This is a genomic window from Dechloromonas agitata is5 (assembly GCF_000519045.1).
GTDB lineage: Bacteria > Pseudomonadota > Gammaproteobacteria > Burkholderiales > Rhodocyclaceae > Azonexus > Azonexus agitatus.
In genome coordinates this window covers 2,000,279-2,024,432 of the sequence record NZ_KI912532.1, presented here as the reverse complement: position 1 = coordinate 2,024,432, position 24,154 = coordinate 2,000,279, and the positions used below count along the sequence as shown (strand labels likewise).

The window sequence follows — 24,154 nt, the reverse complement described above, 5'->3', positions numbered from 1 at the left end:
ACCTCTCAAATCCAGCCCGACAGACGCATCAGGCCGAAGAATCCATAGATACCGAAGCCTAGCACCAACAGGCCGGAGACGGTACGGACGACCGGGCGCTTGACGATGCCGTTCAGACGGGCCAGCAGCAGCCCGGCGAGCAGCAGGTTGGGCAGTGTGCCAAGGCCGAAGGCAAGCATCATCGCCGCACCGCGCCCGGCCGAGCCGGCAGTCAGCGCGCTGGCCAGGGCGCTGTAGACCAGACCGCAGGGCAACCAGCCCCACAGCACACCCAGCGGAAAAGCCTGCGCCACGCCACGCACCGGCAGAAAGCGCCGGGTCAGCGGCTGCACGCGTCGCCACAGCGCCTGCCCGGCGCGTTCGGTGAAAGCCAGCGCGCCGCTCAAGCCGATCAGGTACAAGCCGAGCGCGACCAGCATCAGGTTGGCGATGAAATAGAGCACCATGCGCACCGGCACCTGACCCTCCAGCCCCAGGCTGGCTGCACCCAGCGCACCGGCGACGGCGCCGGCCACAGCATAGGAGAGGATGCGTCCGGCGTTGTAGGCGAGATGCAGTCCCCACCCCGCCTGGCCGCCCATCGACATGGCGCTGACGATGCCGCCGCACATCCCGACACAGTGCGTGCCGCCAAGCAGGCCAACGAGAAACAGGGCGAGAAAACCGGTATCGGGCATCAGGGGCAGGCCTGAAAGACAAAACGGGCAGTTTAACCTGCCCGTTTCGGTTGTTCTCAGGCGATCAGATCACCTTCGAATAGCTGGCCCGTTGCCGCCCTTCGCGCAGGTAGCGGTCGAAAACCATCGAGATGATGCGCACCAGCATACGTCCCGGCGGCAACACGGTGATCCACTCGCGGTCGATTTTGAGCAAACCGGCGCGCTCCATTTCCTTCATGTCCTCCAGCTCGGCGGCAAAATACTTGCGGAAGTCGATCAGGTGGGCACTTTCAATGCTCTCAATGGACAACTCGAAATGGCACATCAGGGCCTGGATGATCGAGCGACGCAGGATGTCGTCGGCCGTCAGCTCGATGCCGCGGAAGACCGGCAGCACGCCGGCATCGATGCGGTCATAGTACTCGTCCGAGGTCTTGACGTTCTGGTAGTAGGTCGGCCCGACCTTGCTGATCGACGAGATGCCGAAGGACAGCATGTCACAGTCGGAATAGGTCGAGTAACCCTGGAAGTTGCGATGCAGACGCCCCTGGCGCTGGGCCACGGCGAGCTCGTCGTCCGGCTTGGCGAAGTGATCCATGCCGATATAGACATAACCGGCCTCGGTCAGCTTCTTGATGGCGAGTGCCAGGATCTGCATCTTGGTGTCGCCGGACGGCAGATCGGCTTCGGCGATGCGGCGCTGCGGCTTGAACAGGCTGGGCAGGTGGGCGTAGTTGTAGATCGACAGGCGGTCCGGGTCCATGGCCAGGACGCGCTCCAGCGTGCGGTTGAAGCCCATCACCGTCTGGTGCGGCAGGCCGTAGATCAGGTCGACGGACACCGACTTGAAGCCGTTGGCGCGTGCTGCATCAATGACCAGCGCGGTTTCCTCCTCGCTCTGGATGCGATTGACCGCTGCCTGCACCTTTTCGTCGAAATCCTGGACACCGACGCTCATCCGGTTGAAGCCGAGTTCACCAAGCAGGGCGACGGTTTCGCGGTCCACCTTGCGCGGGTCGACTTCGATGGAATATTCGCCGCCGTCGAGCAGCTTGAAATGCTTGCGCGTTTCGCCCATCAGCTGGCGCATTTCAGCATGCGACAGGAAGGTCGGCGTACCGCCACCCCAGTGTAGCTGGATCACCTCATGTTCGCCGTCGCGGCCTTCCAGCGCGGCGGCCTGCATGTCCAATTCCTTGGCCAGATACTTCAGGTATTTGGCGCTGCGCCCGTGATCCTTGGTGATGATCTTGTTGCAGGCACAGTAGTAACAGATGGTGTTACAGAATGGGATGTGGAAGTATAATGAGAGCGGTCTGCTGATGCCGCCGATGTTGCGCTTGCCCAGCCACAGCTTGGCAGCCTCCGAGTCGAATGCCTCGACGAAACGGTCGGCAGTCGGATAGGACGTGTAGCGCGGGCCGTTGACGTCAAATCGGCGAATGATCTGCGGATCGAAGACGAGGTTTTCAGTTGCGAAATTCATTTGACAAGCCACCAAGTGTTCTCTGGATTATGTTCGGAGGGCATGATACCGTGGTTGACGTGGATCAAGCGAACGCAGGTTCCCCATGGCACGGACACAACCGTTGAATCAGGAAATTTCGCTGACCGTCATCAAGACGGCCTGTTCCAATTGCAACCTGCGCGAGCTGTGCCTGCCGTTCGGCCTCAGCATCGAGGAATTGACCCGACTGGACGATCTGGTTTCGACCCGGCGCCGCATCAAGCGCGGCGATCACCTGTACCGGGCCGGCGAAGCCTTCGACGCAATTTACGCCATTCGCAGCGGCTTCTTCAAGACCGACGTGCTGCTCGAAGATGGCCGCGACCAGGTGACCGGCTTCCAGATGGCCGGCGAACTGCTTGGCCTGGACGGCATCAGCACCGAACACCACACCTGCAACGCCATCGCGCTGGAGGACAGCGAGATCTGCGCCATCCCCTTCTCCCGGCTGGAAGTCCTGTCGCGTGAAATCCACACACTGCAGCACCATTTCCACAAGGTGATGAGCCGCGAGATCGTCCGCGACCACGGCGTGATGATGCTGCTCGGCACCATGCGCGCCGAGGAGCGCCTGGCGGCCTTCCTGCTCAACCTGTCACAGCGCTTCACCGCCCGCGGCTTCTCGCACGCCGAGTTCTACCTGCGCATGACGCGCGAGGAAATCGGCAGTTATCTCGGCCTCAAGCTGGAAACGGTGTCGCGCGCCTTCTCCAAATTCCAGGAAGAAGGCTACATCGCCGTTCAGCAGAAACACATCCGGATTCTGAACGTCAATGGCCTGAAGGCCTTGATGAATCACCAACGCTGAACGCAGCCGGATTACCAGCGAAGTTTTCCCAGACTGACTGCCCGCTCCACCAGGTGGGCTAATAGCTGATCGGCCCGCGCCCTGGCTGGCGAGTCACCCCCCGTCAAACGGTAGGCCAGAACAACAACATTGGGTTCCCCAACGGAAACATAGATGGCGATGGAGAGTGGGCAGAGCGTCATCTGCGTCAGGTCCTCCAGAACCATGCGACGCGCCAGGCCGGCGCTGCAGAACTGGACGATCTCTGCCTCGACATACGGGCTGACCTGCCCTTGTCCGGTACGCTCCAGCATCAGCCCGAAGGGGAGCACCTGGCCGATCACCATGCCTTCGGCTTCGACGACCTCGACCACAGCCTCGCGTACTGAGCGGAAGTCTCCCCCTTCAACCCGGTGCCTGACAATCCCATCTGCCGCTTGCAGCGGAAGGCAGACGAGCAAGAAGGCCCAGCAAAGAAAAACGGGCACCCCGCAGGGTGCCCTGAACAGATGCGAGGAAAACATCTGACGCAAGAAATACAAAATGACCCGGTCGATCAGAAGAAGATCAGGCCGCCGATGGAGATGGTGCGGTTCTTGTTGTCGTAGTTGGTGTCGAGGACGTTGGTGATGCGCTCGTCGTTGTACTCTCCAACCAGCGTGATGTACTTGTTCAACGAGTGATAAATCCCCACCGTAACCGCACGGTTCTTGATCTGGTTATCCGGTGTGGCACGCGTACCGCGGATGCTGGTCAGCGCGTAGCCGTCCTTGTCCTTGTTCTCGCCAAAATTGATACCGACCTTGGTGTCCCCGAACTTGTAGGTACCCTGCAGGAAATAACCCTGCGAATCCGTCTTGTTGCCGTTGCCATCGCTACCGCCGAAGAACTGCGCACCGACGGTGGACAGGCCGAGACCTGTGCCCTTGAAGGCGTAGGCAACCGCCTCGAAATTGCCGAAGCCGGCCTTGGCGCCAATTTCGTAACCGGTGCCGGTAAAGGACTTGGTCGCGCACGGCTCGACCGAGCAACTGGTCGATTGCGTCACCAGACCACCCCACACCTTGCCCGGCATGCTGCCCTTCCAGTCATAGTCAATCTTGGCCTGAAAGCCCGGCGTCTTGGTCTCATTGCCGGCGAATTTGCTCGGCTGGAAGATGCCGGCCGAAGCCTGCAAGCCACCCATGTTCGGGGTCGTGTAGGTGATTTGCGGCTGGAAGCCGGTGTACATGTAACCGTGGCCGATCATGCCGAAGGTCGTGTTGTAGGGGATGCCGGCATTGCTGGTGCCGCCGACGCCGAGCAGGGTCATGTCGGACAGGATGATGTTCTGGCCGAACAAGCCAATGTCGCGACCGAACTTCAGGGTACCCCAACTGCTGTTACCGAACTGGAAATACACATTGCGGGTATCGATCTGGCTGTACGGGTTGGTCGTACCCGCACCGTCAGCGTTATTGCCGATCGGCAGGCCGACCACCTGGGAATTGTTGTTGATGCCTGGTGCAAAGCTGATGTGTGCCTTGATGTCCTGCCCCTTGGCCTGGGTGGTGGCAACAAAGTTGATCCAGCCGGGCAGCAGACCGTTGGTCAGTTCGCTGTTGGTGGTTTTCGTCGTCGTACCAGTAATCCGGTCGATGCTCTTGGCTTCTCGTACAACATAGAAACCATTGATGGTGCCGTTGATGTCGATGGTGACATCGTTCTGCGTAAAGCTGACCGCATGACTGGCGGAGCTGCCGCAAGCCAGCAGGGCAAGAACCAGAGGACGAAGGGACGGAATTTTGTGCATGAAAAGTCTCCAGATGTTTTCGTTGATATGTGCCGCCCGGGGACAGGCCCCGAGCTGTTTCCCCCGCTGCCATCCCGGGCGACGGCATGGAACCCGACTGATCGCGAAGCCCGTGCCAGGCCGTTAAAAATCAGCTGACGAATCGTCAAATCGACCAACTGACGGCCATCTTCGGACACTTGACGGGTTTGCGGGCGGCCTGAACGAGTGCTCCGAATCCGTTCAAATACTGGACATTTGCTCTACTTCTGCCAAAAAACGGAGCAACGCAATGTGGACGAAAAAAAGCCCGGCGCACGGCCGGGCTGAACGGGAAAGGAGACAACTCAGAATGTATAGCGGGCACTGACGCCGGCCAGCCAGTTGCGGCCGGGAGCGGACTCGTAGAAGCGGTTGTTGCTGTCGCCGACGATGACCGACCCGACATACTGGCGGTCGAAGACGTTGTCGAGACGGACAAAGCCGCGCAGATTGAGCGGGCCGTAACGGCGGTCGATGCCGAGGCGCAGGTTGGCGATGGCGTAACCGGGGGCTGCCTGTTTCTGGTTGCTGTCTTCGACATGGACCTTGTCCCGGACGATGCCCTCGACCGCGGCGTGGAAGCCGCTCGGTTGGTGCCGCCAGGCGATCTCGCCGAACAGGTTGTGGGCGGCGACGCCGGGCAGGCGGTTGCCGGCATTGACAGTGCCGGAGGAGGTGGTAAACGCCTCGGCATAGGTCGCATCCAGCCAAGTGTAGGCCAGGCGACTGCTCAGTCGCTCGCCCCAGCGGCTGTCCACCGCGACCTCCATGCCCTGGCGCTCCGTCTTGCCGGCGTTCTGGTAGGCGGTGCGGCCGCCGGTACTGGACAGGACGACCAGTTCGTCCTGCGTCCTGATCTCGAACAGCGCGACATCGAGCCGGCTGCGGGCACCAAGCATGGCCTTGGCGCCGACCTCGTAATGCGTGCTGGTCGCCGGCTTGAGCGACAGGTTGAAGGAACCGCCGTTGCTCGAGTAGAACATTTCGTTGAAGGTCGGCGCTTCGAAGCCGCGGGCGACACTGGCGTAGAGGTTGAGTGCGTCGGTCACCCGGTACAGGGCGGCAAGGGTCGGCGTCGTCTTTTCGTAGGCAACTCGGCCGCTGTCGTCACCGTTGCTCAGGTAGCGATCATCGACCTTGAAGGCGACGCGGCTGTGGCGCAGGCCGCCCGTGAAGGCCCAGCGCTCGCCCTGCCATTCGGCCTGGGCGTACTGGTCGAAGCTGGCGACACGGTCTTCCTCGTTGCGGCGCAGGCGCCCCATGACGCCACAGGTATTGGCCACGCAATTGGCCGGCGTGCCGCTGCCGACAAAGTTTTCGTAGCCCTGGCGATCATCCGTGGCCTGCTCGTAGTCGAAACCGAGCGTCGTCGTCAGGCGGCCGCCGGCCAGGCCGAAACGGCCGGTCCACCGGCCCGACACTCCGGCGAAGTCACGGTCGAAATCGATCACGCCGCCGGAATGACGTGTGGAGCCGGTCTGCGCACCGACCGGAATCGACTGGTACTGCGTCGTCGAACGCTGGCCAGCGTAGGCCGAGAGCAGCACGCTGTGATCGCCAAAGCGATGCTCGTAGCTGACGCCGCCCTGGGTATGGTCAATGCTCTTGCGCGTGTCGTAGGCGATGGCCGGATAGTTGCCGCGTGTCGCATCCCAGGCCACACCGCGCGGATTGCTCTTGAACTCGCTCCACTGCAGCCCCTGCGGGTCCTGCGCATCCTGGCGGAAGGTGTTGGCGATGAAAGTCAGCTTACCGTCCTGGCTTGGCCGGTAGGTCAGCTTGACCATCGCCTGGTCGCGCTCGGCGGCGCTCCGCTCGCGGTAGCCGTCGGTGGCGAAACGCGAGGCGTCGATCACGTAGCCGACGCCGCCCACTTCACCCTGGGCGCTGAGGTCGGTTTTCCAGGTGCCGTAGCTGCCAGCCGCGAAGTTGGCCTCGACACTCGGCGCGCCCTTGCCGTCCGGCGTAAACAGCTGGATCACGCCCCCGGCGTGATTGCCGTAAATCGCCGACAGCGGGCCACGCATGACTTCGATGCGCTCGGCGCGGTCGAGGTTGAAGGTGGCTGCCTGCCCCTGACCGTCCGGCATCGAGGCCGGAATGCCGTCGCTGATCAGGCGGATGCCGCGCACGCCGAAGGCCGAGCGGGCGCCGAAACCGCGCGAGGAAATCTGCAGGTCCTGCGCATAGTTCTGACGGTTCTGGACGGTGATGCCAGGCACAGAGGCCAGGGCCTCCGAGGCGTTGACCCTGGCCTGGTCGGCGCCGATACGACTGGCGTCGACGACGTCGATGGCGGCCGGCAGGTCGAAGGTGTTGTGCTCGACGCGGCTGCCGGTGACGACGATGCTGTCGAGGCTGACGGTGGTTTCAGCCTGCGCCCCGCCGGCGAAGGCGGCGGCAAGCAGGATGGCCAGGCGGCCCGGGCGGGCGAGATGAGCGGGAAGTGGGGAGGAAAAGCGGGTTTGCATGGTTGTCTCCTGTTTTTTTATCGGCAAGCGGACTTGCCCCAGGAGGGATTATTCGGAAGCCCGCCCCCGGCTGCTTCCAGACTATCGCCCAACTCGCCTACAGAAAATCATGAGGGAATGCCAAACGCCTTGGCAGGCGGACATTTGACAAATTTGCGGAGTATGATGAAAGGCATCGATCGCCCGGACAGCGTTCGACGCCATTCCCAGCCCCGGGCTGGCCGACCTGCGACAACCAACAATAACCATCGCCCTCCCTATGCCGCCTGCTGCGTCGATGAATTCAATAGACATCTTCCCCTGGGACGACAATTTCAACACCGGCTTGCCGACAGTCGATGAGCAGCATCGCAATCTGGTTCGCCTGATCAACCAGCTGGCCGGTCATGTCGCATTCCGCTCCGAGAGCCTGGTCCTCGACCGCCTGTTCGATGAGCTGACGGATTACACGGTCTATCACTTCACGTCGGAAGAGGCGATCTGGCGGCAGTTCATGCCGGACGACCGGCACGAAATCGAGCACCGCAAGACACACGCCTTCTTCGTGCAGGAAGTCACCCGGCTGCGGGGCGAACTGAGCACCCGCCCGCTGATTGCCGTGGCCGAGGAAGTGCTCGGCTTCCTGGCGCGCTGGCTGGCTTCGCATATTCTCGAATCCGACCGGGCCATGGCCTACACCGTGCATGCACTGCAGGAAGGGTTGCCGCTCGAGGCTGCCCAGGCGCGGGCCAAGGAACTGATGGGAGGCAATACGCGGACGCTGATCGACCTCATCCTGTCGATCTATGGCACGCTGTCGAACAACACCCTGCATCTGATGCGCGAACTGGCCGAGCACCGGGAACTGGAAGCCTCCCTGCAGGAGGCCAAAGCGGCGCTCGAAGATTCGAAGAACCTCCTGCAGTCGGTCGTTGATGCGGCCCCCGTGCGCATTTTCTGGAAGGACCGCCAGCTCAACTACCTTGGCTGCAACCCGGCCTTTGCCCGGGATGCGGGTAAACGCGACCCCGGCGACGTGATCGGTCACGACGATTACGCGATGGCCTGGGCAGCGCAAGCCGACCTCTATCGGGCCGACGACCTGACGGTCATCGAAACCGGCCAACCCAAGCTCGACTACGAGGAACCGCAAACCACGCCGGACGGCGGAACTCTCTGGCTGCGCTCCTCCAAGGTGCCGCTCAAGGGGCGCCACAACGAGATCATCGGCGTGCTCGGGGTCTACGACGACGTCACCGACCGCAAGGCCGCGGTTGAGGCGCTGCGGCACAGCGAGCACAAGTTCCACTCGTTGTATTCGGCCATGAACGAGGGCGTCGCCCTGCACGAACTGATCGTCGATGGCAACGGCCAACCGGTCGACTATCGCTTGCTCGACGTCAACCCGGCTTTCGAAACCATCCTCGGCATCAGCCGGCAACAGGCCGTCGGGCGGCTCGCCAGCGAGGTCTTTGGCGAGGTTCCCTTCCTGGCCGACTATGCGCAGGTCGCCCTGACCGGCAAGGCCCTGCGTTTCCAGCCGCCTTTTGCCCCGATGGGCAAGGTCTTTTCCATTTCGGTCTTTTCGCCCGGCCGCAATCAGTTCGCCACGGTGTTCAAGGACGTCACCGAGAAGGTGCGCGCCGAGGACAGCCTGCGCGAGAAGGAAGAACGCCTGCGCCTGGCCCTGCATGCTGCCAACCAGGCCTGGTTCGACCTCGATCTGCTGACAGGCGCAGTCACCGTCAGCCCGAACTATCCGCAGATGATCGGCTACCCATCCGAAGGCTTCGAGAGCAGCCTCGACAGCTGGCTGAAGCAGATCCACCCGGACGACCTGGACGGCTTGAAGCAGCAGATCGCCCGGTGCCTGGCGGATGGCGGGCCGAAAACCATGGAATACCGGCGCCGAACGGCTGCCGGTGACTGGATCTGGCTGGAATCGGTCGGCGAGGTGGTCAAGTGGGATGCGGCGGGCCGCCCCCTGCGCATGATCGGCATCCACACCGACATCACCGAGCGCAAGCAATCGCTCAACGAACAGAAGCGCCTGAACCGGGCGCTGCGCCTGCTCAGCGAATGCAACCTGGCGCTGGTGCGCAACGAAGATGAAATCCGCCTGCTCAACGACATCTGCCATCTGATCGTTGGCACCGGGGGCTATCTGATGACCTGGGTCGGCTATGCCGAAGACGACCCCGAACGGACGGTCCGCCCGATGGCTCAGGCCGGCTACGACGACGGCTACCTGTGCCGGACCCGGATTTCCTGGGATGCTCATAGCGAATTCGGCCAGGGACCAACCGGCAAGGCCATCCGCTCGCGCCGGCCGGAAATCAACCAGAACGTACTCGACAACAGCCAACTCAAACCCTGGCGCGCCGCAGCCATTGCGCGGGGCTACCAGGCGTCGATCGCCCTCCCCCTGCAGCACGGGGAGACGATGCTTGGCGCCCTGTGCGTCTATGCCGCAGAACCCAACGCCTTCGGTGCCGACGAGGTCCAGTTGCTCGAAGAACTGGCCGGCAACCTCGCGTTCGGCATCATCGGCCTGCGCAACCGCACCCAGCGCGAGCAGGCCGAGGCAGCGAACCGGGCGAAAAGCTCCTTCATCGCCAACATGTCGCACGAAATCCGCACGCCGCTCAATGCGATCAGCGGCATGGTGCACCTGATGCGGCGCTCCGGCGTCGGGGCCGAACAGGCGGAACGCCTGGACAAGATCGATGCCGCCAGCCAGCACCTGCTGGAAACGATCAATGCCGTCCTCGACCTGTCGAAGATCGATGCCGGCAAGCTGGAACTGGAAGAGGCGGCCATCGACCCGGATGCCATCCTGACCAGCGCGGCAGCGATGGTGCAGGAAAAGGCACAGGCCAGGAAAGTCGCCCTGATCGTCCATCCGCTGCCGGAATCCCTGCCGCTGCTCGGCGACAAGACCCGGCTGCAGCAAGCCCTGCTCAACTATCTCTCCAATGCCGTCAAATTCACCGAAGCGGGGAGCATCGAGGTGGGTTGCCGCATCCTTGAGCGCACCGCCGACACGGTGAAATTGCGCTTCGAGGTCCGCGACACCGGGATCGGGATCGCCCCGGAGGCGATGCCCCGGCTCTTTTCCGCCTTCGAACAAGCAGACAATTCGACGACCCGCAAGTACGGCGGCACCGGCCTGGGCCTCGCCATCACCCGCAAAATCGCCCAGTTGATGCATGGCGATACCGGCGCCGAAAGCGTCCTTGGTCAGGGCAGCACCTTCTGGTTCACCGCCCGGCTGAAACGGGCCGCGGCACCCCACGCGACCCCCGAGGCAACCCCGCAGGAAAACGCGGAAAGCCGCTTGAGAAGCGAATACAGCGGCCGCCGGGTGCTGCTCGTCGAAGACGAACCGGTCAACCAGGAAATCGCCTGCCTGCTGCTGGAAGACGTCGGCCTGCAGGTGGCGGTGGCGAATGATGGCGTCGAAGCCGTCGAGCAGGCCGGCAGAGAAGACTACGACCTGCTCCTGATGGACATGCAGATGCCCCGCCTGGACGGGCTGCAGGCCACCCGCCTGATCCGCGCCCTGCCGGGCTACGCCACCAAGCCGATCGTCGCGATGACCGCCAACGCCTTCGCCGAAGACAAGGAGCGCTGCCTGGCTGCCGGCATGAACGACTTCATCGCCAAGCCAGTCGATCCGGCCGTGCTGTTCGCCGCCCTGCTCAGGAACCTGGCCTCACACGACCTACCCTGATTGCAGCGCCGACCACCGCCGGTCGCTCAGTCGTCGTGCATGCCGTTCTGCGCGAACCATGCTGCGAGAAATTCGACGCAGACGCGGACTCTGGCCGATACCGACAGCCGCGACGGATAGACGGCCCAGACATCGGCCGGCTGGAAATACTGCGGCAGCACTGGGATCAGTCGGCCGGCCGCGATGTCGCGGCTGACGTCCCAGGTCGAGCGCAGGATGATACCGTGGCCGTCGATGGCCCACTGCCGGACGATTTCGCCATTGTTGGCGGAGAGCGGGCCGCTGACCTTGATGGCGACGATGCCCGCCGGCCCGTGCAGTTCCCAGCGGCCGAAATCCTGGTCGCGTTCGCGGATCGGGATGCAGCGATGGCTTTGCAGATCGGCCAGGGTATGCGGCGTGCCGTATTGCGCCAGATAGGCGGGCGCGGCGCACAGCACCCGCCGGTTACAGGCGATGCGCCGCTTGATGACATGGCTTTCGCGCACCTGGCCGAGGCGGATGTCGAGGTGGAACCCCTCCTCCACCAGATCGACCGGGCGATCGAACAATTCGACCTGGATTTCCAGCTGCGGAAACTGCCGCGCCAGCTCCGACAGGGCCGGTGCCAGGCGGCTGCGCCCGAAGCCGGTACTGCTGCAGATGCGCAGCAGGCCGGCCGGTGCCGCCTTTTCGCGGGAAATGGCCTCGCCCATCAGGTCGACGTCTTCGAGGATGCGCTGCGCCCATTGATGGACGATTTCGCCCTGGGCGGTCAGCGACACGTTGCGCGTCGTGCGGTGGAAGAGCTTTTCCTGCACGGACGCTTCAAGCAAGGCGATGCGCTTGCTGACCACTGCCTTGGAAATACCCTGCTCGCGGGCGGTTTCGGCAAAGCTGCGGTGACGGGCCACAATGCAGAACAGGCGGAGGTCTTCAAGCTGGGGCTTTATGTTCACGATTTGTGTTCACGAAATTCACAACAGGCTGGATTGTAATTAATCCGGTGACCACTAAGCTGGTGCCTTTCATCCGCCACGAGCGCCCGCACCATGAAACACAGAATCGCAGTCATTGCCGGCGACGGCATCGGCCAGGAAGTGATGCCCGAGGGCCTGCGCGTCCTCGAAGCAGCCTGCCGCCAATTCGGCCTCGACCTGGAATTCACCGCCTTCGACTGGGCACATTGCGACTATTACCTGCAGCACGGCCAGATGATGCCGGACGACTGGTTCGCTCAACTGAAGGACTTCGACGCCATCTATTTCGGCGCTGTCGGCTGGCCGGCCACGGTACCCGACCACATTTCGCTGTGGGGCTCGCTGCTCAAGTTCCGCCGGGAATTCGACCAGTACGCCAACGTGCGCCCGGTACGCCTGATGCCGGGCATTCCCTGCCCCCTGGCCGGCAAGCAGGTCGGCGACATCGACTTCTACGTCATCCGCGAGAACACCGAGGGCGAGTATTCAGCCGTCGGCGGCCGCATGTTCGAGGGCACCGAGCGCGAGACGGTGATTCAGGAATCGATCTTCACCCGCCAGGGCACCGACCGCATCCTCAAATTCGCTTTCGAGCTCGCGCAGCGCCGCCCGAAGAAGCACCTCACCTCGGCCACCAAGTCGAACGGCATCGCCATCAGCATGCCCTACTGGGACGAGCGGGTCGAAACCATGGCCCACGCCTACCCCGACGTGCGCTGGGACAAGTACCACATCGACATCCTGACTGCCCGCTTCGTGCTCAGCCCGGAGCGCTTCGACGTGGTCGTCGCCTCCAACCTGTTCGGCGACATCCTGTCCGACCTCGGCCCGGCGTGCACCGGCACCATCGGCATCGCGCCGTCGGCCAACCTCAATCCGGATCGCACCTTCCCCTCGCTGTTCGAACCGGTGCATGGTTCCGCGCCGGACATCGCCGGCCAGGGCATCGCCAACCCGATCGCCATGATCTGGTCGGGCGCGATGATGCTCGAGTTCCTCGGCAATGGCGACAGCCGCTACCAGGCCGCGCACGATGCGATCATGGCGGCCATCGAGCAGGTGCTGGTTGGCGGGCCGCGCACGCCGGACATGGGCGGCACGGCGCAGACCGCCGATCTCGGCCGGGCGATTGCCGCCGCGCTGGAAAGCGGGAGCTGACCACCCACCGATGACCGCCTTCCTGCACCATCTGACGCTTGGCGCACCGCTCTTTGCGCTGATCCTCATCGGCTACCTGCTGATGCGCTTCGCCGGCTGGCCGCGCACCATGGCGCAGCATCTGACCACTTTCGTGTTCAGTGTCGGCCTGCCGGCCATGCTCTTTCGCATGATGAGCGACCTCTCGCAGTTGCCGCCGGTCGATGGCCGGCTGCTCGTCGCCTTCTTCGGCGGCTGCCTGCTCGTTTTCCTGCTCGGCCGGCTCATTGCGGGGAAGGCTTTCGGGCTCGACGGTATTGGCCAGTCGGTGTTCGGCGTCGGCTGCATCTTCTCCAACAACATCATGCTCGGCCTGCCGCTGGCCAAGGCTTCGCTTGGCGACCCGGCAATCCCGTCGGTCGCCCTGGTGCTGTTGTTCAATGCCCTGATCCTGTGGACGCTGGTCAGCCTGTCGGTCGAATGGCACCGCCATGGCAGCCTGTCGCTCAAGGGTTTGCGGGACACCGTGCAGGGCGTGCTGCGCAACCCGATCATCCTGGCCATCCTGGCCGGCAGTGCCTTCGGATTGAGCGGGGCTGCCCTGCCGGCCATGCTCGACAGCCCGCTGAAAATGCTCGGCCAGACCGGCATGCCGCTCGCCCTCGTGGCGCTCGGCATGAGCCTGGCGGAATACAACCTGAAATCGGAATGGAAGGTCAGCCTGGCCATCGTCATCCCCAAGCTGCTGATCCTGCCGCTGATCGTCTTCGGGCTGGCCAGGCTGCTCGCCCTGCCGCCGCTCGAAACCCGGGTCATCGTGCTGCTCGCCTCGATCGGCCAGGGCGCCAACGTCTTCCTGATGGCGCGGCAATTCAAGGCGGTGGAAGGCGGCATGGCCGGCGCGCTGATCCTGTCGACCGCCCTTTCGGCGATCACCACGCCCCTGGCACTGGCGATGGCCGGTAGCTGATCGGCTCAGCCGTCAAGCAGGCTGCGCAATGTAAGGCTTGAGCCGGAGATCGAATTCGATGACGTGCTGGCTGATGTAGGACACGAAATGACCGATGATGTCCTCGAACGACAGCCGCAGGCCGGCCATGGTATCGAGGTGCATCTGGGTCAGTTCCTCGATGATGCGCGAATGCTCCCGTTCGTGTTCGCGCATCATCTCCGGCGGCAGGGCGAGGCCGGCCATGAAACGCTCCTCGCTCTGGAAATGGTCGTGAATCTGGATCGTCAGACGGGAGATGACTTCGCTGAACCCCTCGTCGCATTTGCCCGCGGCGAGCAGGTGCTGCAGCGAGCGCAACAACTCATCGTGCTGATGGTCGATATTCGGCACGCCGAGCAACAGGTGTTTGTTCATTTTGTTACCTGTGGACAACCCGATCAAAAGCGCCTGGGCCGGACCATTCGGAGCGAGCCAACCCAAACCAAAGTAATAGACGCTTTCGATTCTGCTCCCTTCGCCAGCCAAATGAAATATGTCGAAAGTAATAATCCGGCCGGGTAAAACCGGGAGGGGGTCGGCGGCGAGCGCCGTCAGGTGACGCGCAACCAGCCCTTGTCGCAGGCGGCGGCGAGGAAGGCGCGGGTGTCCTGGGCGATGGCCGTGCGATTGCCGGGGAAGGCGGCGTCTAGGTCGGCGATGATGTCGTCGGTTGTCCGCTCGCCGTCGCAGCGCTGCAGAATTTCGGCCGCGGCCGGGTTGAGCTTGATGAGGCCCTCCGGGTACAACAGGATGTGTGCCTGCTGGCTGGCTTCGTAGCGGAAGAGGTAGTGCGGGCTGAGGCGCGGGCGGTCGGATGGATTCATGGTTGCCATGCTCGGTCAGAGGGAGCGGCTGCCGTTGCCGGCGACCGCTCCGGGGCTCGTTCAGCGAACGTAGACGTAGGCGGTTACTTCGAAGCCGAGGCGGATTTCGCAGTAAGCCGGGGTTTGCCAGTTCATCGTATGTCTCCTTGATTAGGGCGCCGCACCCTGCGGCACCTGTGTGTCATCTTGGCTATTCGCTGGCCGGCTGGCGCCCGGGCATTCGCCAAAAGCCCCTCAAGATTTTCTGGAGGCCGGCGCCAGGGCCAGGGTTCAGCGCGGATAGACCGGCGCCATCGGCCGGTAGGCGCCCCAGCCTTCGATCTGTACCGGGCAGTGGGCGAGCAGCATGGCGTCGAGCATGCTCCACAGGATGTCGAGCTTCATCTGCAGGATGTCGATCACCCGCGCCTGCTGCTCCCGCGTCGTGAAATGGCCGAGGGTGATGCGCAGGCCGTGCACCACGTCGCGCGGCGCTTCGTTCAGGCGGCGGCGGAAGTAGTCATAGCCGGCCGCTTCGATCCACGGGTAATGGCTCGGCCAGTTGTCGAGCCGGGACTGGTGGATGGTCGGTGCGAACAGCTCGGTCAGCGAGGCGGCGGCAGCCTCCTGCCAGGGGCGCTGGCGGGCGAAATTGACGTAGGCGTCGACGGCAAAGCGCACGCCGGGCAGCACGTGGCGCTGCGCGATGATGTCCTCGCGGCTCAGGCCGACCGCTTCGCCGAGGCGAATCCAGGCCTCGATGCCGCCTGCCTCGCCGGCAAAGCCGTCGTGATCGAGAATGCGCTGCACCCAGTGGCGGCGCACTTCGCGCTCCGGACAGTTGGCCATGATCGCAGCATCCTTGATCGGGATGTTGATCTGGTAGTAGTAGCGGTTGGCGACCCAGGCCTGGATCTGGGCGCGCGTTGCCTTGCCCTCCTTCATCATCACCTGGTAGGGGTGGTGGATGTGGTAGCTGGTGCCCATCGCCCGCAGGCGGGATTCGAACTCTTCGGCGCTCCACGGTGGCAGTTCGTTCATGTTCATTGCTTGTCTCCGTTGGTGATCACCATGCCGTCCCAGGCCAGTTCGATGCCGGCGGCGCCCAGTTCGGCACGTTGCGGCGAGTCCTCGTCGAGGATCGGATTGGTGTTGTTGATGTGGATGAGGATCTTGCGCGGCCTGGGGTAGCCAGCCAGCAATTCGATCATGCCGCCCGGCCCGGATTGCGGCAGGTGGCCGATGGAGCGCGCCGTCTTGGGGGCGATGCCGAGGTCGATCATTTCGGTATCGGTCCAGAACGTGCCATCCAGCATCACGCAGTCGGAATCGGCCAGGAAGGTTTCGAGATGCGGCTCCATGGCGCCGAAACCCGGCGCGTAGAAAACCCGGTAGCCGGTCGCCACGTCCTCGATCAGCATGCCCAGGTTGTCGCCCGGATGCGGGTTTTCGCGGTGCGGCGAATACGGCGGCGCCTTGCTGCTCAGCGGCACCGGCGTAAAGCGCAGGCCCGGGGTCCGTGGCACGACGAAACTCGGGCAAGGCTGGCCGGGGCTGACGTCGACCGGCTGCCAGTTCACGGTGCAGAAGTGTTCCAGCACGTTGAAGATCGGATTGCCGGTGGTGAGGTCTTCCTGCACCTGCGGCGTGCACCACACATCGAGCGGCCGCCCCTCGCGCAGCATGAAGAGGCCGGTGGTATGGTCGATCTGCGCATCCATCAGCACGACGCCGACGATGCCGGTATCGCGCAAGGCCCGTCCCGGCTGCAGCGCCGGCTGGGCGCGGATCTGGCTCAGGATATCGGGCGAGGCGTTGAACAGAACCCAGTCGACGCCATCGGCGCTGACCGCGATCGAGGACTGGGTACGCGGCAGGGCCCGCACGCTGCCATCGCGCACACCGGCGCAATTGCGGCAGTTGCAGTTCCACTGCGGGAAGCCGCCACCGGCGGCAGAACCGAGAACGAGTATTTTCATGCCCCCAGTCTGCACGCCGGTTTGGGGGCCGGCATGCGGGAAAGCGCCAAAGACACCTCATGATTTTCATGGCCCGCATGCGTGCTGTTCTGCAGCAGCGACTGTCCCCTTTTTTCACACCCCGGCTGCCAGGCCGACGGTTTTTCGGGGATAGGCCGTTGGCATGAAGATTGCCGCTTGTCTGCTCTTTTCAGGATGAGGAAGGAGCCGATGAATACCAAGGAACTCGTCGCTGCGGCACTGGAAGTCCGGCAGCCCTGGCAGGTTACGCAGATCCGCCACGATCTCGGGCCGGATCAGATCGACGTCTGGATCGGCAAGGAGGCGGCGCGCAGCGGCTGGCTGTTCGGCGCGCGCAGCAGCCCCAACCCCGGGGATGAAGGGCGCTGGCGGCATGTCAATCTCGGCCGCCTGCGTTGCGTGATCCACGGCACGCCGTCGCCCGATGGCGAGGCGCCCGTCTGGCTTGGCGACGAGGAACAGCCCTTCACCCGGCTGCTGTCGCGCCGGGTTGCCGGCCTGATGCATGACGGCGTCGGCTTGGGCACCATTTGCGACCTGCTCGACCTGCCGGTGGCCGACCTGTGGAAATTCAAGCACCGCCTGGATAGCGGCAAGGCCGTCCTGGCTGCGCCTCCGGAGAGCCGCCAGGAAGCGCTGAACACCCTGCCGGCGGCCGACGATCCGGTTTGGGAAAACCTGCTCGACGGCAGTCTCGGCATCGACATGCACGCCCTTGGCCTGAAGCTGCTGCTCACCAAGCTGCGCGAGCAATGGGCCGTGATCGGCGATCCCGAGGTACGCGCCCTGAAGGTGCAGGAATTGCGGCGCTATTTCATCCGCCACGAAAAAAGCCTGGCCCGCGAACTGGCCCAATTGCGCCTGCGCGCCACCTCCGGCGGGGAGCGGCCATGAACCGGCAGCAAACCCTGATGCCGCTCCCGCTCGCGGCCGAGATGATCGCTGCCGGCCAGGTACTGTGCATTGCCGGCGACGAGGCGGCGCTGCGTCAGTTGCCGCACGGCCAGTGGATCGGCGGCACGATCCCCTACTTCATGACCGGCGACGGCGGCCAGGTCAGCCGCGACCAGGTTTTCGTCACCCCCGTCACTGGCTTCGCCGAGCCGCCCCGGCTGCGCTTGCGCGACCGCGCCGCCCTGCCCGGCATCTGCCGCGATGCGCCGGAAAGCGGCTACAGCATCGTGATCATCCCCGCCTTCAGCGACTGCCATGTCGAATTTGCCCAGCATGCGCCGGATTACGAGGAGATGTACCTGAAGCCGCTGGTCGGCTGGATCGCCGGCGTGCATCTCGACGATCTCGCCCAGGCCAAGCCGCGCGTCGTGCTCGGCCCGACCGGCGAGTTTGCCGACGACTGCGCCGTGGTGATGGATGTGCCGCTACCGCCCGAGCGCTTTGCCCAGATCGACATCGTCAACCTGTTCCATCCCGGCCACGGCCCGGCTATCGTCTTCCCGGCCAGCGGTTTCACGGTCGGCGCCTGCAGCCTCGACGGCCAACCGGGCAACCTCGCCGAATACCTGGCCAGCGCCGGTATCGACACGCGCCTGCCGCTGGTCGCCGACTACTGCGGCGCGCTGGTCAACGTCAGCATCAAGGCCGTCGACCGGGCGAGCGGCCGGGTCGAGCTCTACGCGCCAGTCTTCCCCGGGCTCGACTACCGCATCGCGGCGCCGGTGGACGACTACGTGGCGAGCTTTCACCAGGCCCTGCCGGGACAAACACCGGAGATCGCCTTTTCGTGCAACTGCATCCTCAACTACCTGCACTCCGGGCTGGAGGGCAAGCGGACGGGCGATCTGGTCGGGCCGTTCACTTTCGGCGAAATCGGCTACCAGCTGCTGAACCAGACGCTGGTTTACCTGACCGTCCGTTAGGCAGCCAGCAGGGCCGGCGTCGCCGGCCCGTGGCTCAGGAAGAGTCGATGCACCTGGATGCCGTCGGCCCCGGCAGCGCGCGCCGCCTGCACATCGGCCGCGCTGCCGATGCCGCCAACGGCGACGAGGCGCAGGCCGCCAGCGCCGACTGCCGATAGCGCCGCCAGGCCCACGTTATCGGGCAGGACCACGGTCAACTGGTCGACACCGGCCGCGGCCAGGGCCGGCCAGAGGCGGGCCGCATCGTGCGCCGGCAGCTTGACCGCCAGCGGCATAGGCAAGGCGTGCCGGCACGCCGCCAGTTCGGCCAGCGCATCGTCCAGCGCGCCTTGCAGCGACGGGGTCAGAAAACGGCGGTTGGCGGCGGCGCTCAGGTTGAGACTGAGATAGTCGGCAACGCCCCCAAATTCGGCCAGGCAGCCCAAACCGCGCCGCCATTCGCTGCCCAGCGCGGCTGGCGGCAAATCAGGCGGCAGGCCCAGCCCGATGCCGATGGCGGTTGCGGCAATCGCCGGGCGCTGTCCGGCCAGTCGGCTGAGCAGGGGCGGCAGGTCGTCGGCCAGCACCGAGCCGAACTCGACGCTGCCAAAGCCCAGGCCGAGCAGTTCGCCTGCCCGTTCGCCGCTCTTGTCGATGCCGCCGGCCAGGCCGGGGCGGGCCAACCACCAGAAAGCGGGCTTCACACGCAGCGCCGGGCAAAATCGGCCATGAAGCTGGCCAGCGCGGCAGCGCCAGCTTCCGGCATGGCGTTGTACAGGCTGGCACGGATGCCGCCGCGGCGCGGGTGGCCGGCCAGGTGGTGCAGGCCGGCGGCGGCGGCTTCGCTGATGAAGCGCCCGGTCAGCGCCGCATCCGGCAATTGCCAGCACACCGTCACCGGCGAGCGCCAGGCGGAATCGGCCGGGCAGCGGTAGAAGCCGCCGCTGGCATCGATCGCGCCATAGAGCAAGGCCGCCTTGCGCCGGTTGGCGGCAGCCATGGCCGGCAGGCCGCCCTGCCCGGCCACCCAGTCGAAAACCAGGGCGGCCAGTTGCAGGGCGAGGATGGGCGGCGTGTTGACGCCACTCTCCGCCTCGGCCTGCCGGGCGTAAGACCAGATGCCCGGCAGGCTGGCCGGGGAGCGCGCCAGCAGGTCTTCGCGGGCAATGACCACGGCCAGCCCGGCGACGCCGATGTTCTTCTGGGCGCTGGCGTAGAGCAGGCCGAAACGGCCCATGTCCAGCGGCCGGCACAGGAAATCGGCCGTCGCATCGGCGACCAGCGGCACGCCGGCGGGCGCTGCCGGCAGTTCCGGCCAGGCCAGGCCGTCGGCCGTTTCGTTGGTGGTCAGGTGGCAATAGGCGAGATCGTCCGGCACGGCGAGGCCCGCCTCGCCGGGGGGCGGCAATGTCAGCACCGGCCGATGCAGCGCTGCCTCGCTCGCCGCCCGCGCCGACCAGTAGCCGGTGTCGACATAGCCGACCCGCTGCCCGGGGGCCGCCAGGTTGAGCGGCAGCAGCGAGAATTGCTGCATGGCGCCGCCGGCCAGGAAGAGGATGCGGTAATCGTCCGGCAGGTTGATCAGCGCGGCCAGTTGCCGGGTGGCGTGGGCGCGCAAGGCACGAAAGGCGGCGCCGGAGAAGGGTTGCTCGTTGAGGCAGGCGCCGCCGGCATCACGGGCGAACAGGCTGCGCTCGGCCCGGGCCAGCACGGCATCGGGCAGGCGGGCCGGGCCGGCCGCGAAATTCCAGGCGGTCATGCGCCGAACAGGTGCCCGCCGTGGCTGCCGGCCGCCATGAAGAACAGCAGCGGCACCGACAGCATGGTGTTGGTGCGCGACGAGAGGTGGGTGATGCGCGAACAGCGCAGCCGCTCCTCGATGCTGGCCGGCACCAGGCCGAGCACCTTCTTCTGGTGCGGCCAGAGCACCAGCCACAGGTTGGCCAGCATCAGCGTGCCGATCCAGGCGCCCAGGCCGAGCGGCGCCAGCGTGCCTTGCAGCGTGAAGGCGGGCAGCAACCAGCCGCGCTGGGCGAGCATGGCGATGCCCGCCGCCCAGGCCACCACGGCGGCCCAGCGGAAGGTGCCGTGTTCGCGGTTGATGACGGCACGCAGGCGCGGGCTGTCGGGGTCGCGCAGGTCGGCAGCGTTCAGCGGCTGCCAGGTCGGACGCTGGACGACGCTGGAGTAGTTGTGGCCGACCCAGATGATGCCGGCCAGGAAGTGCAGCCAGCGGGCCAGCAGGTCGAAGGTGGCGCCGTCCATGTTCAGCCCATCCAGACGCGCAGCGCGGCATTGAGGGCCAGCGTCAGCAGCAGGCCGAGGGCGATGGTGGCGAGGGCGGAATCGAAGGGATGGCGCATGGCTCAGCCCGCCATGAAATCGGTGCACACCGCCTGCGCCGAGCGCTTGATCAACGGTTTCTGGAAGCGCATTGTCTGCTCGCGCACGGCCACCGCCTGCTGGACCACGCCGTGGTGCGGCGAACGGCTGCAGGCCGGGTCGGTGTTGCTGGCGTCACCGGTGAGCAGGAAGGCCTGGCAGCGGCAGCCGCCGAAGTCCTTTTCCTTTTCCGAACACGAACTGCAGGGCTCGGGCAGCCAGTCCAGGCCGCGGTATTTGCGGAAGAGCGACGACTCGTGCCAGATCCAGTCCAGCGGCTTTTCGCGTACCGAATCGAACTGCAGGCCAGGAATCACCCGTGCCTCCTGGCAGGGCATGGCCACGCCGTCCGGCGCCACGGTCAGGTGGATGGCGCCCCAGCCGTTCATGCAGGCCTTGGGGCGGCCTTCGTAGTAATCGGGGATGACGAAATAGATGGTCATCGTGTTGCCCAGCTTCTCGCGCCAGCGGTTCACCACGGCTTCCGCCTCGCGGACCTGGGCCAGCGTCGGCATCAGCTCGTCGCGGTTCATCAGCGCCCAGTTGTAGTACTGGATGTTGGCGAATTCGATGTACTCGATGCCCATCCCGGCCGCCCAGGCGATCATCGCATCGATCTCGCCGATGTTCTGCTTGAAGACCGGCACGTTGAGCACCATCGGGAAACCGTGCTTCTTGATCAGCCGCGCCGCTTCCATCTTGCCGGCATGGGCCCGGGCGCCGACCAGCGCGTCGGTCAGCTCGGCCCGCGAAGCCTGCACCGACAGCTGGATATGCTTGAGGCCGGCCGCCTTGAGGGCCAGCAGGCGTTCCTCGGTCAGGCCGATGCCGGAGGTGATCAGGTTGGTGTAGAAGCCGATGCGGTCGGCGTGGCCGACCAGCTCCTCCAGATCGTCGCGCAGCATCGGCTCGCCGCCGGTGAACCCAAGCTGCAGCGCGCCAAGCCGGCGGGCATCGTCGAGTACCTTCTTCCACTCGGCGGTGCTCAGCTCCTGGCTGCCGTAATCCTCGAAATCGAGCGGGTTATTGCACCACGAGCACTTCAGCGGGCAACGGTAAGTCAGCTCCAGCGACAACCAGAGAGGAATCCCCTGGCCGTCCAGGCTCAATCCGCGATCTTCCTTGGGCATGGCCAACCTTTCGACGTAAGCGATGTGATGACCGATTGTTGCCCCCCGGCTGCGGGCGGGCGACCATGGAATCGGGAACCGGGGCTAGCGATTTTCAGGAGGCTACCTCGCCAACGGCGCCCGGCTGCACACAAGGCCCCGGAAAGCGGCGAAAATCCGGCTTTCGCCTTCGCCCCCGCCGCATGTCCATCCAGCCCTTCACCGCCCTCGCCTGCCCGCTTGACGGCGCCCCGCTCAACCGCCAGGGCGCCGCCTGGAAATGCCCCGCCGGCCACAGCTTCGACATCGCCAGCCAGGGCCACACGCACTTGCTGCCGGTACAGCACAAGCGCTCGCTCGACCCCGGCGACAGCAAGGAGATGGTCGCCGCCCGCCGGCGCTTCCTCAATGCCGGGCACTACCGCCCGATCGCCGAAGCCGTCGCCCGCCCCGCTCTGGCCGACCTGCCGGCCGGCAGCCCGGCCGCCTGTCTCGACGCCGGCAGCGGTGAAGGCTACTACCTGCGCCAACTGGCCGCCGCAGCGGAAAGCCGGGGCATCGCGCTGGCCGTGCTCGGCCTCGACATCTCCAAATGGGCTGTTCTCGCCGCCGCCAAGCAGGACAAGCGCCCGAACTGGGTGGTCGGCACCAACGCCCGGTTGCCGGTGCTCGACGCCAGCCTCGACCGCATCCTGTGCCTGTTCGGCTTTCCGGTGTACGCCGAATTCGCCCGCGCCCTGAAACCGGGCGGCCAGCTCCTGATGGCCGACGCCGGGCCGGATCACCTGCGCGAATTGCGCGAGATCATCTACCCCAGCCTGAAGCCCGCCCGCCCAGCACCTATGGCGCCGCCCCCCGGCTTCACCGACCTCGCCCCGGAAACCGTCCGCTTCCCGCTCAGCCTCAACAGCCAGGCTGAAATCGCCGACCTGCTGGCCATGACCCCCCACCTCTACCGCGCCACCCCGGAAGGCCGGGCCCGCGCCGCCGCGCTGACTGCGCTGACGATGACCGTGGACATACGACTGCAGCGCTTGGTGAGGGCGGCTTGAGGAGGATCTGACGATCGTCGGCGGGATGCGGCCAGACGCATGCCAACAAAACAGATCAAGGGTTGCATACCCGGAATTCCAGTTTGTGCGATAGTGCTTCATCGATGCCTTTAATGGAAAGGCCGCCTATGAAGCATGACGCTTACGGCTGGCATGCAGGCTTCTATGACCGCCTCTATGAGCCTGCTGCGAAGATTCTCCGGGATGTCGGCCTGACGATTTTTCCCCCGCGGGAAAATATCGCGATTCTGGACGTCGGGTGTGGTACCGGGAGCCAGCTTGCTCTTTATCGAAGAGCGGGCTGCCGTCTTGTCGGCATCGATAATTCCCCCGCAATGCTCGCCGTTGCGAAACAGAAACTGGGTCAGGCCGCCGAATTGTGCATCGGTGATGCGACCCGAATGCCACTCGCCGCCTCTCGCTTCGATCTGATCAGCGTGGTGTTCGTCTTGCATGAGATGGATCCAGAATTGCGGCCGGTAGTCCTGAAGGAATGCCAGCAACTTCTCAAGCCTGGCGGTCGCATCATGCTGATGGATTACCACCCCGGGCCGTACTCCAAGGTCATGGGCAAGATTTGGTATCTGCTCATCAAACTCATGGAAATCAGTGCCGGCCGGAAGCATTACGGCAACTATTGTGATTTCATTGCCTCGGGAGGGCTCGAATCCCTTGTCGCGGACTCACCGTTGCACTTGGTGCGGCGCTACGTTTCTGAGCATGGTGTGACCGCGATCTACCTGATTGCCGCCCACTGAGCTCCGCTTTGCTCATGCGGCACTTGCCGCTTTAGGTCGATTCGCGCCAGTGAAGGCGATGCAGTTCGGCGCCCGGATGGCGCCGACTCCGCGCCAAGGCCCCCCTTCGGCCAACCCTCGCACCTGACAGCCGGGCGCCCTTGATGGGAAAATTCGCC

Annotated in this window: 23 protein-coding genes; 8 read left to right on the top strand and 15 right to left on the bottom strand. The window is 64.8% G+C overall.

The window, feature by feature from the left end:
- Window positions 1-5: 5 nt before the first annotated feature.
- Both K420_RS0109925 and hemN read right to left on the bottom strand, forming a co-directional pair.
- Window positions 6-677: a sulfite exporter TauE/SafE family protein gene (locus K420_RS0109925; protein WP_027457920.1), complete on the bottom strand. Its 672-nt coding sequence runs from the start codon at window positions 675-677 to the stop codon at window positions 6-8.
- Between the two features lie 64 nt (window positions 678-741).
- Window positions 742-2,145, bottom strand: coding sequence for an oxygen-independent coproporphyrinogen III oxidase (gene hemN / locus K420_RS0109920; protein ID WP_027457919.1), 1,404 nt, complete (start codon window positions 2,143-2,145; stop codon window positions 742-744).
- An 85-nt stretch (window positions 2,146-2,230) separates the two neighbouring features.
- Between hemN and fnr the strand changes: the two genes are divergently transcribed.
- Window positions 2,231-2,974, top strand: coding sequence for a fumarate/nitrate reduction transcriptional regulator Fnr (fnr, locus tag K420_RS0109915; protein ID WP_027457918.1), 744 nt, complete (start codon window positions 2,231-2,233; stop codon window positions 2,972-2,974).
- A gap of 11 nt (window positions 2,975-2,985) precedes the next feature.
- Here fnr and K420_RS19725 read toward each other — a convergent pair whose 3' ends face one another.
- From K420_RS19725 to K420_RS0109900, 3 genes are all read right to left on the bottom strand, one after another.
- Window positions 2,986-3,327 (bottom strand): DUF302 domain-containing protein, encoded by a 342-nt coding sequence (locus tag K420_RS19725; protein ID WP_157275060.1) that lies wholly within the window; start codon window positions 3,325-3,327, stop codon window positions 2,986-2,988.
- Window positions 3,328-3,509: 182 nt separating this feature from the next.
- A complete protein-coding gene (locus K420_RS0109905; protein WP_027457917.1) occupies window positions 3,510-4,745 on the bottom strand; it encodes a porin in 1,236 nt (411 codons plus the stop codon).
- Window positions 4,746-5,071: 326 nt separating this feature from the next.
- Complete coding sequence (locus K420_RS0109900) at window positions 5,072-7,237, bottom strand: TonB-dependent receptor family protein (RefSeq protein WP_084019617.1); 2,166 nt, start codon at window positions 7,235-7,237, stop codon at window positions 5,072-5,074.
- A gap of 277 nt (window positions 7,238-7,514) precedes the next feature.
- Here K420_RS0109900 and K420_RS19720 point away from each other — a divergent pair, with 277 nt between their 5' ends.
- Window positions 7,515-10,949 carry a bacteriohemerythrin gene (locus K420_RS19720; protein ID WP_051453057.1) on the top strand — a complete coding sequence of 1,145 codons (3,435 nt, stop codon included), beginning with the start codon at window positions 7,515-7,517 and terminating at the stop codon, window positions 10,947-10,949.
- 26 nt (window positions 10,950-10,975) lie between these two features.
- On the opposite strand, the gene K420_RS0109890 is transcribed toward K420_RS19720, so the two are convergent.
- Window positions 10,976-11,887: a LysR family transcriptional regulator gene (locus K420_RS0109890; RefSeq protein WP_027457915.1), complete on the bottom strand. Its 912-nt coding sequence runs from the start codon at window positions 11,885-11,887 to the stop codon at window positions 10,976-10,978.
- Window positions 11,888-11,980: 93 nt separating this feature from the next.
- On the opposite strand from K420_RS0109890, the gene K420_RS0109885 reads away from it, so the two are divergent.
- Together K420_RS0109885 and K420_RS0109880 are read left to right on the top strand one after the other, a co-directional pair.
- The gene (locus K420_RS0109885) at window positions 11,981-13,066 is read left to right on the top strand and encodes a tartrate dehydrogenase (RefSeq protein ID WP_027457914.1); all 1,086 of its coding nucleotides are present in this window, start codon (window positions 11,981-11,983) and stop codon (window positions 13,064-13,066) included.
- Window positions 13,067-13,076: 10 nt separating this feature from the next.
- A complete protein-coding gene (locus K420_RS0109880) occupies window positions 13,077-14,015 on the top strand; it encodes an AEC family transporter (protein WP_027457913.1) in 939 nt (312 codons plus the stop codon).
- A gap of 12 nt (window positions 14,016-14,027) precedes the next feature.
- Here K420_RS0109880 and K420_RS0109875 read toward each other — a convergent pair whose 3' ends face one another.
- The 5 genes from K420_RS0109875 to pqqB all read right to left on the bottom strand — a co-directional run bounded on the left by K420_RS0109875 (window position 14,028) and on the right by pqqB (window position 16,818).
- Window positions 14,028-14,411 (bottom strand): bacteriohemerythrin, encoded by a 384-nt coding sequence (locus K420_RS0109875; protein WP_027457912.1) that lies wholly within the window; start codon window positions 14,409-14,411, stop codon window positions 14,028-14,030.
- Window positions 14,412-14,587: 176 nt separating this feature from the next.
- Window positions 14,588-14,860 (bottom strand): pyrroloquinoline quinone biosynthesis peptide chaperone PqqD, encoded by a 273-nt coding sequence (pqqD, locus tag K420_RS0109870; RefSeq protein WP_027457911.1) that lies wholly within the window; start codon window positions 14,858-14,860, stop codon window positions 14,588-14,590.
- Window positions 14,861-14,920: 60 nt separating this feature from the next.
- Window positions 14,921-14,995 (bottom strand): pyrroloquinoline quinone precursor peptide PqqA, encoded by a 75-nt coding sequence (gene pqqA / locus K420_RS21170; protein WP_084019755.1) that lies wholly within the window; start codon window positions 14,993-14,995, stop codon window positions 14,921-14,923.
- Between the two features lie 135 nt (window positions 14,996-15,130).
- Window positions 15,131-15,886, bottom strand: a complete 756-nt coding sequence (gene pqqC, locus K420_RS18645) for a pyrroloquinoline-quinone synthase PqqC (RefSeq protein ID WP_197905014.1) — start codon at window positions 15,884-15,886, stop codon at window positions 15,131-15,133.
- Window positions 15,883-16,818: a pyrroloquinoline quinone biosynthesis protein PqqB gene (gene pqqB, locus K420_RS0109860; protein ID WP_027457910.1), complete on the bottom strand. Its 936-nt coding sequence runs from the start codon at window positions 16,816-16,818 to the stop codon at window positions 15,883-15,885. Before pqqB ends, pqqC begins: the two co-directional genes overlap by 4 nt.
- Before the next feature lie 210 nt (window positions 16,819-17,028).
- On the opposite strand from pqqB, the gene K420_RS0109855 reads away from it, so the two are divergent.
- Window positions 17,029-17,733 (top strand): hypothetical protein, encoded by a 705-nt coding sequence (locus tag K420_RS0109855; protein WP_035854692.1) that lies wholly within the window; start codon window positions 17,029-17,031, stop codon window positions 17,731-17,733.
- The gene (locus K420_RS0109850) at window positions 17,730-18,716 is read left to right on the top strand and encodes a DUF6976 family protein (protein WP_027457908.1); all 987 of its coding nucleotides are present in this window, start codon (window positions 17,730-17,732) and stop codon (window positions 18,714-18,716) included. Before K420_RS0109855 ends, K420_RS0109850 begins: the two co-directional genes overlap by 4 nt.
- Here K420_RS0109850 and K420_RS0109845 read toward each other — a convergent pair.
- The 4 genes from K420_RS0109845 to pqqE form a co-directional block, all read right to left on the bottom strand.
- Complete coding sequence (locus K420_RS0109845) at window positions 18,713-19,399, bottom strand: beta/alpha barrel domain-containing protein (RefSeq protein WP_051453056.1); 687 nt, start codon at window positions 19,397-19,399, stop codon at window positions 18,713-18,715. The genes K420_RS0109850 and K420_RS0109845 overlap by 4 nt on opposite strands.
- Entirely contained in the window at window positions 19,396-20,454 is a 1,059-nt protein-coding gene (gene serC / locus K420_RS0109840; RefSeq protein ID WP_027457906.1) for a 3-phosphoserine/phosphohydroxythreonine transaminase, read from the bottom strand. Before serC ends, K420_RS0109845 begins: the two co-directional genes overlap by 4 nt.
- Complete coding sequence (locus tag K420_RS0109835) at window positions 20,451-20,960, bottom strand: urate hydroxylase PuuD (RefSeq protein WP_027457905.1); 510 nt, start codon at window positions 20,958-20,960, stop codon at window positions 20,451-20,453. The genes serC and K420_RS0109835 overlap by 4 nt, the downstream gene beginning before the upstream one ends.
- A 101-nt stretch (window positions 20,961-21,061) precedes the next feature.
- Complete coding sequence (gene pqqE, locus K420_RS0109825; RefSeq protein ID WP_027457904.1) at window positions 21,062-22,207, bottom strand: pyrroloquinoline quinone biosynthesis protein PqqE; 1,146 nt, start codon at window positions 22,205-22,207, stop codon at window positions 21,062-21,064.
- A gap of 182 nt (window positions 22,208-22,389) precedes the next feature.
- Here pqqE and K420_RS0109820 point away from each other — a divergent pair, with 182 nt between their 5' ends.
- The gene (locus tag K420_RS0109820; RefSeq protein ID WP_027457903.1) at window positions 22,390-23,238 is read left to right on the top strand and encodes a putative RNA methyltransferase; all 849 of its coding nucleotides are present in this window, start codon (window positions 22,390-22,392) and stop codon (window positions 23,236-23,238) included.
- Window positions 23,239-23,366: 128 nt separating this feature from the next.
- Window positions 23,367-23,996 (top strand): class I SAM-dependent methyltransferase, encoded by a 630-nt coding sequence (locus K420_RS0109815; protein ID WP_157275059.1) that lies wholly within the window; start codon window positions 23,367-23,369, stop codon window positions 23,994-23,996.
- Window positions 23,997-24,154 lie beyond the last annotated feature (158 nt).